Source organism: Deinococcus roseus (genome assembly GCF_014646895.1).
GTDB lineage: Bacteria > Deinococcota > Deinococci > Deinococcales > Deinococcaceae > Deinococcus_C > Deinococcus_C roseus.
In genome coordinates this window covers 90,627-103,872 of sequence record NZ_BMOD01000007.1, presented here as the reverse complement: position 1 = coordinate 103,872, position 13,246 = coordinate 90,627, and the positions used below count along the sequence as shown (strand labels likewise).

General features: G+C 58.7%; 14 protein-coding genes and 1 pseudogene. 5 read left to right on the top strand and 10 right to left on the bottom strand.

Features of this window, described 5'->3' with window-relative positions; genetic code table 11:
• Positions 1–33: 33 nt before the first annotated feature.
• On the top strand, positions 34–405 hold the full coding sequence (locus tag IEY52_RS11410) for a nuclear transport factor 2 family protein (RefSeq protein ID WP_189002815.1): 372 nt from the start codon (positions 34–36) through the stop codon (positions 403–405).
• Between the two features lie 112 nt (positions 406–517).
• Here IEY52_RS11410 and IEY52_RS11405 read toward each other — a convergent pair whose 3' ends face one another.
• Positions 518–1,141: a TetR/AcrR family transcriptional regulator gene (locus IEY52_RS11405; RefSeq protein WP_189002814.1), complete on the bottom strand. Its 624-nt coding sequence runs from the start codon at positions 1,139–1,141 to the stop codon at positions 518–520.
• A 198-nt stretch (positions 1,142–1,339) separates the two neighbouring features.
• On the opposite strand from IEY52_RS11405, the gene IEY52_RS11400 reads away from it, so the two are divergent.
• A complete protein-coding gene (locus tag IEY52_RS11400; protein ID WP_189002813.1) occupies positions 1,340–1,801 on the top strand; it encodes an anthrone oxygenase family protein in 462 nt (153 codons plus the stop codon).
• 15 nt (positions 1,802–1,816) lie between these two features.
• Here IEY52_RS11400 and IEY52_RS11395 read toward each other — a convergent pair whose 3' ends face one another.
• The gene (locus tag IEY52_RS11395; RefSeq protein WP_189002812.1) at positions 1,817–2,083 is read right to left on the bottom strand and encodes a hypothetical protein; all 267 of its coding nucleotides are present in this window, start codon (positions 2,081–2,083) and stop codon (positions 1,817–1,819) included.
• Between the two features lie 441 nt (positions 2,084–2,524).
• Here IEY52_RS11395 and IEY52_RS11390 point away from each other — a divergent pair, with 441 nt between their 5' ends.
• The gene (locus tag IEY52_RS11390) at positions 2,525–2,920 is read left to right on the top strand and encodes a hypothetical protein (RefSeq protein ID WP_189002811.1); all 396 of its coding nucleotides are present in this window, start codon (positions 2,525–2,527) and stop codon (positions 2,918–2,920) included.
• A 12-nt stretch (positions 2,921–2,932) separates the two neighbouring features.
• Here the strand turns inward: IEY52_RS11390 and IEY52_RS11385 are convergent, their stop codons facing one another.
• The 8 genes from IEY52_RS11385 to IEY52_RS11350 form a co-directional block, all read right to left on the bottom strand.
• On the bottom strand, positions 2,933–3,286 hold the full coding sequence (locus IEY52_RS11385; protein WP_189002810.1) for a DUF4158 domain-containing protein: 354 nt from the start codon (positions 3,284–3,286) through the stop codon (positions 2,933–2,935).
• 136 nt (positions 3,287–3,422) lie between these two features.
• Positions 3,423–4,433 (bottom strand): LacI family DNA-binding transcriptional regulator, encoded by a 1,011-nt coding sequence (locus tag IEY52_RS11380; RefSeq protein ID WP_189002809.1) that lies wholly within the window; start codon positions 4,431–4,433, stop codon positions 3,423–3,425.
• A 43-nt stretch (positions 4,434–4,476) separates the two neighbouring features.
• Positions 4,477–5,523: a zinc-dependent alcohol dehydrogenase family protein gene (locus IEY52_RS11375; protein WP_229684744.1), complete on the bottom strand. Its 1,047-nt coding sequence runs from the start codon at positions 5,521–5,523 to the stop codon at positions 4,477–4,479.
• Positions 5,520–6,386, bottom strand: coding sequence for a carbohydrate ABC transporter permease (locus IEY52_RS11370; protein ID WP_189002808.1), 867 nt, complete (start codon positions 6,384–6,386; stop codon positions 5,520–5,522). Before IEY52_RS11370 ends, IEY52_RS11375 begins: the two co-directional genes overlap by 4 nt.
• Positions 6,383–7,303, bottom strand: coding sequence for a carbohydrate ABC transporter permease (locus IEY52_RS11365; protein WP_189002807.1), 921 nt, complete (start codon positions 7,301–7,303; stop codon positions 6,383–6,385). The genes IEY52_RS11370 and IEY52_RS11365 overlap by 4 nt, the downstream gene beginning before the upstream one ends.
• A 16-nt stretch (positions 7,304–7,319) precedes the next feature.
• The gene (locus tag IEY52_RS11360; protein WP_189002806.1) at positions 7,320–8,756 is read right to left on the bottom strand and encodes a xylulokinase; all 1,437 of its coding nucleotides are present in this window, start codon (positions 8,754–8,756) and stop codon (positions 7,320–7,322) included.
• Between the two features lie 44 nt (positions 8,757–8,800).
• Positions 8,801–9,559: an SDR family NAD(P)-dependent oxidoreductase gene (locus IEY52_RS11355; RefSeq protein WP_189002805.1), complete on the bottom strand. Its 759-nt coding sequence runs from the start codon at positions 9,557–9,559 to the stop codon at positions 8,801–8,803.
• 311 nt (positions 9,560–9,870) lie between these two features.
• The gene (locus IEY52_RS11350; protein WP_189002804.1) at positions 9,871–11,208 is read right to left on the bottom strand and encodes an ABC transporter substrate-binding protein; all 1,338 of its coding nucleotides are present in this window, start codon (positions 11,206–11,208) and stop codon (positions 9,871–9,873) included.
• A 285-nt stretch (positions 11,209–11,493) separates the two neighbouring features.
• Here IEY52_RS11350 and IEY52_RS11345 point away from each other — a divergent pair, with 285 nt between their 5' ends.
• Together IEY52_RS11345 and IEY52_RS27210 are read left to right on the top strand one after the other, a co-directional pair.
• Entirely contained in the window at positions 11,494–12,510 is a 1,017-nt protein-coding gene (locus tag IEY52_RS11345; protein ID WP_189002803.1) for a LacI family DNA-binding transcriptional regulator, read from the top strand.
• A 289-nt stretch (positions 12,511–12,799) separates the two neighbouring features.
• A pseudogene (locus tag IEY52_RS27210) lies at positions 12,800–13,188 on the top strand (DUF1016 N-terminal domain-containing protein); the annotation flags it as partial.
• Positions 13,189–13,246: the final 58 nt, after the last annotated feature.

The following is a 13,246-nucleotide window of genomic DNA, read 5'->3' as shown; positions in this document are numbered from 1 at the left end:
AAGCAACCAGAACGGTCCACCGAAGGAGCCCCCATGAATGTCCAGACCCTGATTGAACAGTACATCGCTGCATGGAACGAAACCAACGCAATCCAGCGCCAGGAGCTGATCCAGCGCTCCTTCAGCCCGGATGCGCATTATGTGGACCCCCTGATGCAGGGGCAGGGCAGAACAGGCATCGACCAGATGATCTCGGGGCTGCAACAGAAATACCCGGGATTCCAGTTCACCCTGCTCGGAACGGTGGATGCCCACCAGGACCGCGCCCGTTTTCGCTGGGGCATGGGGCCTGCAGGGCAGGAAGTGGTGGTGGAAGGCACGGATTTTGTGGTGCTCACCCCTGACGGCCTGCTGCAGTCTGTGACTGGATTTCTGGACCGCGTTCCTGCTCAGGTGGCGTCCTGAGCCTGCAAAGCGACGCTGGAAGAAGCTTTTTCTGCGTTCCCGCAGCCCTCCGTGCCTGAAGCCCACCTCAACTGCGCCACCAGGGGAGTCCCGTCCCCTGGTGTTTTGCTGTTCAGGAGGCCGGGCCTGCCAGTTGCTGGCAGAAGGGCTCCACCACCATGTGCTGGAAGGTCTCCAGGACCTGGCGGTCTTGTGGCGGACTGAAGCTGAGGGCAAAGCGCACGGTGGCCGTGATGAGTTGCATCAACACCAGAGCAGGCATGGAGCGGTCAGCTGCTGGCTGTCCAGGGTAAAGCCGCTCCAGAACAGCGCAAAGCATGGCAGCATGCACTTCGATGTCCTGGGTGTCAAGTTGCTGCAGCACCTTGTCGGCCTGGGTGGCCCCCCAGATGTCGCGCAGGGCCGGTTCGGCGAGGTACATCTGGTGGTAGCCCTCGGTGATGCGCCTGAGGGCATTGGGCAGATCTTCAGGGTGTTTTACCTGAGAGAGTTCCTGTTGGCTGCACTGCTGGCCTTCTGCAATGAAGCGTTCTGCCAGGGCCTGAATCACGCTGGATTTGTCTGGAAAGTACTGGTAGAGCGATCCAATGGGGATGCCTGCTTTCTGGGCGACCTCGGCCATGCGCAACAGGTCGCTGCCATGGGCGGCAATCAATTCGCTGCTGGCCTGCAAGATGCGTTCCTGGCGTTCCCTGCTGCGCTGTTGTGTGGGGGTGCGGGCGGTGCGTTGGGTCATGGTGGCTCCTTGACTTTCAGAATATGAGGAATTATCATGTTTTGCAAGGTGAGCAACCCTCACATTTGGAGGAGCCATGTCAAAGTTCCAGAACATCCCTTGTCAAATGTCATTTCACACAGCCCTCAATGGTCCTGCCCAGCAGCTTTCCCGGTGCAGCCAGACCGTCCCAACCAAAACCAGCCACCGGAGCCCCACATGAACTGGGGACCCGTGCTGGTGGCCCTGGCAGTGAGCATTGCTGCCGTGGGCGGAGTGTTTCTGGCCTTCTCTGCTGTGGTGATGCCTGCCCTGGCCCACCTGCCTGCAGTGGAAGCCGTCAAAGCGATGCAACAGATCAACCTCACCGTGCTCAGATCGGTGTTCCTGGGTTTGCTGATGGGAACCGCCTTCATTGCCCTGCTGCTGGTCTTTTTTTGCTGGAAGGTTCCCCTGGTGCTGGGCAGTGCGGTGCTGTACCTGCTGGGCATGTTTCTGGTCACGGTGCTGCTGAATGTGCCGCTCAATGAGCAACTGGCCACCTTGAAGGCAGGAAGCGCCGACCTGCCCACCCAGTGGCAGCATTACCTGCTGAACTGGAACAGGTGGAATCATGTGCGCACCGTGGCATCGCTGGTGTCCAGCCTGGGATTCTTTATGGGGGCCAGAAGCCTGGCATGAAACCTGACTTCCATCTCAAGGGGTGAAATGCCGGGACAACCAGTGCAAGGCGACTTGCAGAACCTCCAGAATCTGGGAGTGGTGCGTCTCGGTCTGCCCTCGGAACAGATTGAGCGTGGGGATGGTGAGGGATTTGAGGCTGTGGTCTGCATCCTGCCAGTTCCAGGCGATCTCGTGCACCCCGCCCCTGTCGTTCGGAGCAAGGTGTGCCAGACGCACCGCAAACTCCAGGGGACACAATGGCACGAAGACATCCTGAAAATCAAAACCAAGGGTGGACACGCTGTTCTCCTGAGGGGATCCATGACATCCAGTGGGATGCTCTGATTCTGGCAAATGGCAAGCAGAACCGCAAAAATCCTGCAAAAAGGTTGCAGACCCTGCATCAGCCCTTCAGCATTGTAGGAAAATGAAGCGGTCATCTTTTCAGGGGTGCTCAGTGTGGGGGGTGCGCACGGTTTGACCCATCAGGTGCAGGTTTCAGGAGAACAGGTGTCTGTGAGGGTGCCTTCATGGAGGCCGTGTGTGCTGGTGTTGCAGGTCGCAACCTGAATGGAAATTTTCAAACCAGAGCTGGTTTGATGCCGGATGGGGTGGCTGGAAACCCTGGGGGTTTGCAGTTCTGTGCAGGTGTGAGGGTGTTGTCAGACGGCAACTGCTAAGGTGGACCATGACCACGGCCAGAGCAAATCAAAGGCGGCACCTGATGTGCAGGAGGACAGGGTGAACTCCACTGACCTCATCCAACATGTGTGGAACATGCCCATGGAGGCTGCGCACCTGGTCATGGCCGAATCGGAGATGGTGTGGCTGTTTGGACCTCGCATGTCTGGCTGGAGCAAACCCCATGTGGTGGTGGCCACTGAGCATTTTGGGCTGCCCCTGACCCCGGAGGTTTTCCTGACGGCCTCCCGCCATGAGCAGGGGCTGCTGGAGGCCCTGGTGGCGCACCTGGAGTCACAGGCTTCCCACTGTTTTGTGGTGCTGTACCGGGAAGGCAGCACACAGGAAGGCTGGGTGTGCCTGGTGCCCACGGCCGGGTTGGCCCAAGTGAAGCAACTGGTGTCCTGGCATCAGCTTGAGTTGTCTCCAGCAGCATTGACTGAAGTGCTGCAGTGATCCCTGCAGGGGTCAGTCCTTGCGGGCGTGGGTATGCTCCTTACCCTGCTTCCTCCAGGTCTTCTGGTACCTCGAAAACAGAGTGGGGTCACAATCCAACTGCAGGGCAACTTCAAAGAGCACCACTTCTGGGACGGTCACGGTCATGGCATTTCTGCCAATGTGCCGCATCACGGTGATCAGCACCGCCACACCGAGTTTCTGGGCCGGGTCTTCCAGGTCAGAGAGCAACCGAAGGTCCGGGCCAGAGAGTTGATCGTACCTGCCGAGCACGAAATCATCCACATCTGGGAACTTCAGAAACTCGTGCCGCTGGGTGGAGGTCAATCCAGAGGTGGACGCGGATGGATTGGCCGGTGTTGTCACAATTCATCTCCAAAATCTGAAATGTAAACGCATACATTTATATGTTGTCCAACCAGAACATTGCCTGCACAGGACATCCAGATGTGGGGCCTGTTGCTTTGTGTTGCAAATGGTACCTTGCTCCACACCTGAAAGCTCAGCGACCCCTGGGCGGAGCACAACTCCCCCGCTGAATCAAACGCCCCGGCAACTTCAGTTGCAAGGGTTCCACCGGTGCAGGGGTGTTTTTGAGCACCTGACGCACCAGGGTCTCTCCGATCATCCCCACCGGTTGTTCAATCCCATCAATCCCGGGTTTCATGCGGGACGTCCAGGCATCCTCATCGAAAGCCAGCAGGGAAATGTCTCCGGGCACACTGAGCCCTGCATCCTGAATGCCCTGATGCACCCCCAGCAGTTCCAGTCCTCCCAGCACAAAAAGGGCCGTGGGGGGATCTGGAAGGCCCAGCAAATGACGGGTGAAGCGGTACGCATCCTCGGTGCTGTGCCGGTTGATTTCCCGGTACAGTGGGGGCACCGGAATGCCCCGTGCCGCCATCTCCCGCTCAAACATCAAGGTCCGTCCCGCCAGCAGCCCCTCCCGGGAAGGGGTGCTGAGGCACGCAATGCGGGTGTGCCCCAGTGCAGTCAGGTGGTCCAGGCCCAGACGGATGGCCTGTTCGTGGTCCAGCATCACATGGTCAAATGGGCTGTCTGGCAGGTGATGGTCCACCTCAATGATGTAGGTGCCTTTGTCTTTCATCTTCAGCAGGTAATCCAGGTTCCCACTGCCGTAAGACGGCCGGATGATCAGTGCACTGATGCGTTGCCCCGAGAACCGTTTGAGGTTGTGCCGCTCCAGGTCAGGCTGGTGGCTGGAGTTCGCCAGCAGCAGGATGTGCGGGGTGTGCTGCAGCCGCACGCTGACCTCCTGGGCCAGCTGGGCACTGAACGGCTCCACCAGGTCCGGCACCAGGAACCCTACGTTGAGCGTGTGGCCTTGCCTCAGGGCCCGGGCAGTGAGGTCCGGCTCGTAATCCAATTCTTTGATGGCCTGCAACACCCGGTGCAGCAAAGCAGGAGAGAGCTTTTCAGGTTCGTTGATGGCCCGCTTGGCGGTGCTGGGGGACACTCCGGCACGTTTGGCGACCGCTTTGATGTTGGTCATGGATGTGCCCTCAAAGGCCTGGTGAAAGCACCCCTGCAGGCCGTCATGTCGCCCAGACTCCAGTGGTGCGAGAAGGGTCCACCACCGCTTTGATGTGGTGGGGATCGGCAGCGATTTTTTGCTGGATCCCCTGGTGCAGCAGGTTGAGCGGCAACGTCTCGGTGATCAGGCGCTCAACCTGCACCCGGCCACTCCTCAGCCAGCGGAGGGCCAGGGGAACGGTGGCATTCAGGGAGAAACTCCCCAGCACCGTCAAATCCTTCCTGAACATCTCGTAGGGACTCACTTCGATGATCGCGTCTTCAGGGGCCACCCCAAAAAACAGGATTTTGCCTCCAGGGGTGGCGTGCCCCACCATGTGCTGTTGCACTTTTGGTGCACCCGTGGCTTCTGTGACCACATCGAAACCGTGGGGGAACAGGTCGCGCAATTGCTCATCGGTGCTGCTGGAGGCCACGAAAGCCTGCCTGGCCCCCAGGCGTCTGGCCAGGGTCAGTCGTTCAGGCTGGGTGTCCACCACGGTGATTTCACTCACCCCTGAAGCCAGCAGGGCCTGCATCAGCAAGAGTCCAATGCCCCCTGCACCATAAAGGAGTGCAGTCGAACCGGGCTCAGGTTTCAGGCGGGTGATGCCCCAGGCCACACAGCCCAGCGGCTCGGCAAACACCGCCACTTCCGGGTCCAGGTCGTTTGCGTCATACACCACGTTTGAGGGGGCAAGCACGTACTGAGCGAACCCTCCCGCACGGGTGACGCCAATCGCCTCGTAATTCAGGCACTGGTGGCGCATGCCCCTCTGGCACATCACGCAGGTCCCGCAGTTCAAATCTGGATCCAGCACCACCCGCTGCCCTTCAAAAAAACCCTTGACGTTTTTGCCCAGTTCCACCACCCGGCCCACGATTTCGTGCCCGGGAATCAGGGGGAACCGGGCATGAAAGTGCCCTCCCAGCAGGTGAGCGTCGGTGCCGCACACCCCGGCCAGTTCCACCTGAATCAGCACCTCACCGGGCCCAGGCTGTGGCTTTGAGACATCCTGGTATTCGATGGTGTTTTTTGCCGTGATCACCGCAGCATGCATCTTCGTCATTTGACGGCCCCAAAGGTGAGGCCACGAATCAGTTGCTTCTGGGCGAACCAGCCGAAAACCATCACCGGGGCAATGGTGAGCGTTGCAGCTGCAGACATCTGGGCCCAGAACAGACCTTCGGACGTCTTGAAGGAGCTGATGAACACTGAGACCGGAGAAGCGTCCGATGAGGTCAGGTTCAGGGCAAAGAACACCTCGTTCCAGGCGAAAATCACGCAGAGCAGGGCTGTCGAAGCAATGCCTGGCAGGGCCAGCGGCAGGGCCACCTGGAAGAACTCCTGAAGGATGTTCGCACCGTCCACTTTGGCGGCCTCAAAAATGCCGTAAGGGATCTCAGAGATGTAGGAGTGGACCATCCAGACCACCAGGGGCAGGTTGATGGTGGTGAACATCAACATCAAACCCAGGTGGGTGTCGAGAAGGTGGGTGTCCCGGAAGATCAGGAACAGGGGAACAATCACACCCACCGGGGGCATCATCTTGGTGGACAGCACCCACAAGAGGGTGCTTTTGGTGCGTCTCCCCGGATAAAGGGCCATGGCAAATCCAGCAGGAACGCCAAGCAAAAACGCCAGCAGGGTCGAACCACCCACCACGATCAGGGCGTTTTTCAGGAAGGGGGTGTAGGTCCCCAGGGCCCGCTCAAAGTTCTCCAATGTGGGCGTGAAAAAGAACACGGGTGGAATGGAAAAGGCCTGCGCTTCGGTTTTGAAGCCCGCTGCAATCATCCAGATCAGCGGAAACAGGAACAGAAACAGGATCAGGTAGGTCAGGACGGTCATCAGGGAGCCCTGCAGCATGTGCATCCAGGCCCGGCTGTTGTCGGTGGAAGCTTTAACGGTGGTTTCTTGACGGACACTCATGCTCTTGCCCCCTGGATGTTGCGGCCGATCATGCGGAGCACCACTGAGGCCACAGCCTGGGTGAAAAACACGGCAATCACTCCGGCAGCACTGGCCAGACCGATGTTGTACTCGGCAAAGGCTTTCTGGTAGATGAAGTAGGGAATGGTGGTGGTGGAGATCCCAGGTCCCCCAGAAGTTGCGGTGTAAATCTCCCCGTACACCTGCATCAGGAAGATGGTTTCCAGCAAAATCACCACTTCCAGCGACTTCGTCAGGTTCGGCAAAATCACGTACCAGAACTCCTGCAACGGGGTGGCCCCATCCAGCCGTGCCGCTTCCAGCTGGTCTTCTGGAATGGACTGCAGACCGGTGAGCAAAATGAGTGCGGCAAAGGGGGTCCACTCCCAGGTCACCATTGCCACAATGCTTTGCATGGGGTAAGTGGCCAGATAATCCACCACCGGAAGACCCAGTTGCTGGTTGACCCAGGCGAAGAAGCCGAACACGGGGTTGAGGAGCATGTTCTTCCAGACCACGGCGGTCACCACCGGCATCACCAGAAAGCTGCTGATGAAAAGCGTCCGGACCACACCCCGGCCCAGAAACCGGCGGTTGAGGAGCAAGGCCACGGTGCCGCCAATCAGGACAGTCAGTGCCACCACAGAGAGCATCAGCACCACGGTGTTGAGCATCACATGCAGGTTCTGGCTTTCGGTGAACAGTGCAAGGTAATTGCTGAGGCCCACAAAGGGGCGTTCACCGGGGATGGTGAGGTTCCAGCGGAAGAAGCTGTAGTACACCGTCATGATGAACGGGGCCTGGGTGGTCACGATCAAAAAAACCAGGGCAGGCAGAACCAGCAGGAAAGCAGAAAGGTTCATGGGGGCGGTTTTGTTTTTCTTTTTTGTGGGGACGGTGCCCGGATTGCTCAACATGGTATTCTCCTAAACGTCAGTCCAGCGGCCGTGGTCCGTGGGGCCTGTTGACTTGCTGGAACGCCTGCCCAAACCGCTCCAGCAGGTGCTGGTGGGGAAACTCCGGGTTCGGCAAAACGGTCTGGGCGATCTGTGCCTGCGCGAATTGGGGGTGCTGACCTTTCATGGCTGCCTCACCCAGAAGGGCCGCGCCTCTGGCGGAAGCACCAGTGGTGTCAATCACTTCCAGCGGCTTTTGCAGCAGATCGGCCAGCAACTGTTGCCACCAGGGGTGGGTGGTGCCTCCTCCAGCAAGCCGCACCATGTCCGTTTGTGCGGGCGGCATCACCTGCAAGCCCTGGGTGATCGACAGGGCCACCCCTTCGAAAGCCGAACGGGCCATGCAGGGCAGGTCGTGCTCCAGACCCAGCCCCATCCATCCTCCTCTGTTGGCCTGGGTGGGGTGGGGGGTGCGGCTGCCAGTCAGGTGGGGGAGGAACACCAGGCCTTTCGAACCCGCCGGGGCTTGCTCAGCGAGGGTGTAAAAGGTGGGCCAGTCCAGACGCAACACGCTCCGCACCCACTCCAGGGCCAATCCTGCGTTTTGCAGGGCTGCCATGCTGTACCAGCCTCTCTGTTCGGCGGTGCGGTACAGTTGCAAGGTGGGGTGGGTGTCGGGAAGGTGCTGATGCTTCAGCACCAGTTGTGCCCCAGTGCCAATGGTGAGTTGCAGCTGGCCTTCCGGGAGTCCAGTGCCGAGCAGTGCCGCTGCGGTGTCGGCAGCTCCCACTGCAACCGGGATGCCTTCTGGGAGACCCAGGTGCCTGGCTGCTGAAGGAAGCAAGGTGCCCCCCAGGGCCCGGGAGGGCAACACCGGAGGAAACAGATCTTCCCTGAGTCCCAGTTCCTTCAGCAATTCAAAATTCCAGTGGTCGTGTGCTGGATCGCTGAGCAGGGTGCCGGACAGGTCAGAGGGGTCGGTGTGAACGTGTCCGGTCAACTGCAAGCAGAGCCAGTCTTTGGGTTGCAATGCCCAGCGGGCCTGGTGGTAAACAGCAGATTCAAAGGATTTGAGCCACAAGAGGATGGGACCCGCCATGCCAGGAACCACGGGGTTTCTCAGGGCTGAACCCATGCTCTCGGGGAGGTGACGGTAGGCCTCAAGGGTGATGCTGCTGCGCTGGTCGGCCCACAAGATGGCGGGTTTCAGGGGGTTTCCTTCTCTTGAAGTCAACACCACGCCGTGCATCTGACCGGACAATCCGATGCTTTTCACGCTGGGGCCAAAATGCCCCACCACCTGCAGGACGGTTTCTCCAGCAGCCACCCACCAGTCCCAGGGGTTGGTTTCTGCCCAGCCCTTCTGCGGGGAAAGGATGGCGTAACTGCGGCTTCCCTGCCTGAGGCAGCGACCCGCTTCACCAAACAGGGCGACTTTGATGCTGCCGGTGCCCAGGTCAATTCCGAGGTGCATCTTTGCCCCCTTGCGAGTTGCTGGTCAGGTTCTTCACCATGGCATCACCAGGCGGTGTAGCCACCGTCCACCACCAGGGCGTGACCGGTCACGAAACTGGAGGCGTCACTGGCCAGGTACAGCACGGCAGGGGCAATCTCCTGGGGTTCGGCCATGCGTCCCATGGGGGTTTCTTTCAGCCACACGTCGTACCATTCGGGGATGTCCACGGCTTTTTTGGTGAGGGATGTGGCGGTGTAACCGGGGGCGACAGCATTGACCCGCACCCCTCTGGAGGCCCATTCTCCAGCCAGGGAACGGGTGAGGTTGATCACGGCGGCTTTGCTGGCGTTGTATCCGGCCTGGGGCTGGGGGTGGTTGGAAATCAGGCCACTCATGCTGGCGGTGTTGACAATGCTGCCTTTCCGGGCGGCCAGCATGATTTTGCCGAATTCGCGGCAGCACCAGAATACCCCGTTCACATTCACTTCTTGCACCCGGATCCAGTCCTCATCGGGGGTTTCCTCAGCAGGGAGATTGTAAACAATGCCAGCGTTGTTGACCAGCACATCAACCCGGCCGTGCTGGGTGTGGATGCGGCGGGCGAGGTCGGCCACGCTGCCAGGGTGGGTGACATCCAGCTTTTCGAAAGCCACCCCGAGTGTTTCGGCGGCGGCCTGTCCGATGTCACAGTTGCGGTCAGCGATGATCACCTGTGCTCCGGCTTCTTGCAAGGCACGGACGATTTCGAAGCCGATGCCCTGGGCACCTCCGGTGACCACAGCGATTCGGTTTTCAAGGCGGAAGAGGTCGAGTACGGTCATGGGTTTGCTCCTGTGGTTGCGTGTGAAGAAATCCAGGGAGTGCGCGGACACTCCCTGGAGGTGCACCCGGTGGGCGGATGGAGGATAGAAGTCACATTCAGCGTTCCAGATGGAGTGCAGCAGGAAGAGTGCAGGAGTGGATTTGGACTGGGGTGGAAAGGGAACCCAGGTTCTGAGGCTGTTGCGCATTCCAAAAGGGGGTGCTGTTTGTGCCCGGGTGTTTGGGGTTCAGGACATGCAGGGTTGACGTGAGAAGAGGCATGCTTGTGAGGAATGGAAAATGTCAGAGGAACGGTGGTGCAGGTGGGAGGTTACTTCTGGTAGCCGCCTTCTTTGGCCACCTTGTTGGCGGCGTCCTGGGCCTGTTTGAGGGCCTGGTCGATGGTGAGGTTGCCTGCGAGGGCACCTGCGACGTACTGGCCGACCAGGGTGCCCAGCGCCTGGAACTCGGGGATGGCGATGTACTGGATGCCGGTGTAAGGTACGGGGTCTTTGGTGGCATTGTTGACGTCTGAGCGGTTGATGCTGGCCAGCACCAGGTTGCTGAAGGCCCCGGCGGCTTTCTTGTAGTTGGGGTTCTGGTAGGTGCTGGTGCGGGTTCCTGGAGGCACGGCAGCCCAGGTGCCTTTTTCTCTGGCGACCAGTGCGATGTAGTCCTTGCTGGTGGCCCAGGTGATGAATTTGAAAGCTTCGTTTTCGTGGGTGGTGGATTTGGGGATGGCCAGGTTCCAGCTCCACAGCCAGCTGCTGCCGCGTTTGGTTCCGGGACCGGTGGGGGCGTTGGCGAAGCCCACGCTCTTGGTGATTTTGCTGCTTCCGGGGTCGCTGAGGAAACCTGCGGCGACGGTGGCGTCCACCCACATCCCGCATTTGCCCTGGCTCATCAGGGTGAGGTTTTCGGTGAAACCGTTGCCGGTTGCTCCGGGTGCGCCGTATTTGCGCTGGAGGTTCACGTAGAATTCCAGGGTGTTTTTCCAGGCTGCACTGTTGACCTGGGCGTTCCAGTTCAGATCAAACCAGCGTCCACCGAAGGTGTTGACCATGGTGGTGAAGGGACCCATGTTTTCACCCCAGCCGGGGAGGCCGCGCAGACAGATCCCGTAAATGCCGCCTTGTGGGTTGTGGATTTTGGCGGCGAAGTTTTGAATCTGGCTCCAGGTGGGGTTTCTGGGCATGGTCAGTCCAGCTTTTTTGAACAGGTCCTTGTTGTAAAAGGTCATGGAAGACTCGGCATAGAAGGGCACGGCGTAGAGTTTTCCACCCACGGTGAGGGCTCCGCGGATGCCCGGCAGCACGTCATTCAGGTCGTAGTCTTTGGCGATATCAGGGTTTTTACTGAAGAGCGCACTGAGGTCTTCCAGCCAGCCGTTTTTCGACCAGATCGGCACTTCGTAAGCACCCACCGTGGCGATGTCGAAGCTGCCTGCACCACTGGCCACATCGAGGGTGATTTTCTGGCGCAGCTCGTTTTCGGGTAGGGTGACCCATTTGACGGTGATGTCGGGGTAGAGCTTGTTGAATTCGGGGGTGAGTTTTTGCATGGTCACCATGTCCGGGTTGTTCACGGTGGCGATGGTGATGGTGGTGGCGGCATGTGCAGTCCCAAGGGCTGCGGTCAGCACAAGCAGTGAAAGCTGGTGTTTTTTCATGGGTGCTCCTTATCGGGGTCTTTTGTTTTCAGTCAAAATGAACTTCTGTCAACCAGCTTGATTGCTGTCAACTTCACTTGATTGAAATTTGGCCCCGAGGCCATATTATAGCCACAAAAAAATTCGCAGGTCAACACGCATTTTTCACAAGATGGTCCATTGGCTTACAAAACATCAAGACCGAAAGCCCTCTGCCACATCCAAATCCAGGCAAAAATACACCCGGTGCAGTCACCCTGGACCCGACCCACTTCACACAAAAATGCCAGCGGATATAATGGTTTCGTGGCCAGCATTTATGACGTTGCAAAACTCGCAGGGGTGTCCCCCACCACCGCCAAACGTGCACTTCGCAGTCCAGAGGCCCTGCATCCCAACACCCTCAAAAAAGTCCAGCAGGCGGTGGAAGCCCTGCAGTACGAACCGGACGCCCGGGCCAAAAGCCTCAAAGACGCCATCAGTCCCAACGTTGGACTGGTGCTGGGATCGTTCGTGGAGCCGTTCTTTGGAGAACTGGCCCGCAGCATTGCCCGCAACTTGCGAAACAGCAAATTGAATTTGATCGTCACCGAAAACGAATACGACAGCACCATAGAACTCGAAGAACTGAAGCAACTGTACAGCCAGCGCATCGGTGCATTGATTGTCCGCCGGGGGTACGGAGAGGCCAGCGCCGAATACCTGCAACGCCTGCAGGACCGGGGCGTGTACATCCTGGAAATCGACTACCGGGGGGTGAATTCCCCTTATGATTCCGTGATGCTGGACAACGAAGGTTGTGTGCGCATGGGGGTCAATTACCTTGCGGACCTGGGACACACCCGCATTGCGGCCCTCAGCAAATACGACAGTTCACGGCACCCGGAAACCCGTTCTTTTTACTTCCCCAAAGTAATGGAAGAAAGAACCCTGCCCCTTCCAGACGAATACCAGCGCATGGCGGCCTTGAGCGAAGAAGCGGCCTACCACCTGACCCATGAACTCATGCGTCTGGACGTTCCCCCCACCGCCCTTTTTGCCTTGACCGGAACCCAGACGGCAGGGGCGTACCGTGCCTTGCAGGAACTGGGCCTGAAGGTGGGGAGTGAGATTTCCCTGCTTGGGTTTGACAATTACTCATGGACCACCCTGGTGACCCCGGGCATTGACGTGATCGAGCAACCCACCACCGAGATGGGCGCTGCAGCGGCACAGATTGTGCTGGACGTGATTCAAAATGGCCCACCTGCAGAGCCCATTTCCCTGAGGTTTCCGGGTCGATTGATCAAACGGGGCAGTTGCATTCCTCCAGTGAAGCAGTGATTTTTAACAGAAGCAACAAAAATGTTTTCTTTTGGTGGAGCAATAGGGAAAACCCGGCCATTCCAGTGACCTTTTGTTTAATCAACCGGTCTGAATGACAGTCAGACCGTGATGCTGCAAGTCTTGTTTGATCCACTGAATTTGCAGTGTGCATGGAGAAGTGCAGGAGGGTCTTTTGTATTTCGCTTCATCCGGCTCATGCATTCAGCGCTGTTTGCGAATGGAGCCAACTTCCTGAGACCCTGATGGCACTGGAAGGTCTGTGTGTTTTCTGGCATGCTGAGGACCGATGCCAGAGTTGTCTCTTTCACCCGATGATGCCGCCTACCAGGCTTTCCTGAACGACGTGAAGGGCAGGGTGCAACAGGCCCGCACCCGCGCGATGCTCAGCGTGAATCGGGAATTGATCCTGCTGTACTGGCAACTTGGCCGGGAAATCCTCTCCCGCCAAAACGATCAGGGGTGGGGCAGCAAGGTGGTGGATATCTGAAAATGGCCTTTCCGGAGATGAAGGGGTTCAGCCGCAGGCATTTGCTTTACATGCGGTCTTTTGCTGAGGCGGCCAGTGAAGAATTTGTGCAGCAGGTTGCTGCACAATTGCCGTGGTTTCACACCTGCACCCTGCTGGACCGCGTGAAAGATGCCAGTCAGCAGGAGTGGTATGCCCAGGCTGCCCTTGAGAACGGCTGGTCGAGGGCAGTGCTGGACCACCAGATCGACAGTGGATTGTTTGAAC